Origin of the sequence: Neisseria sp. P0019.S003, from assembly GCF_051957115.1 — a bacterium.
GTDB classification, from domain to species: domain Bacteria; phylum Pseudomonadota; class Gammaproteobacteria; order Burkholderiales; family Neisseriaceae; genus Neisseria; species Neisseria flavescens_D.
Genome location: NZ_JBQCWT010000122.1, coordinates 1 through 255 on the forward strand (window position 1 = coordinate 1; position 255 = coordinate 255).

Consider the following 255-nt stretch of genomic DNA (forward strand, 5'->3'; position numbering starts at 1 on the left):
GGGGGGGGGGGGGGGGGGGGGGGGGGGGGGGGGGGGGGGGGGGGGGGGGGGGGGGGGGGGGGGGGGGGGGGGGGGGGGGGGGGGGGGGGGGGGGGGGGGGGGGGGGGGGGGGGGGGGGGGGGGGGGGAGGGGGGGGGGGGGGGGGGGGGGGGGGGGGGGGGGGGGGGGGGGGGGGGGGGGGGGGGGGGGGGGGGGGGGGGGGGGGGGGGGGGGGGGGGGGGGGGGGGGGGGGGGGGGGGGGGGGGGGGGGGGGGG

1 protein-coding gene is annotated in these 255 nt (G+C 99.6%); it reads left to right on the forward strand.

The window, feature by feature from the left end; translation table 11 throughout:
* Positions 1–255: hypothetical protein (locus ACTHTS_RS11400; protein WP_268083134.1), on the forward strand; the 255-nt coding region annotated here is incomplete at both ends.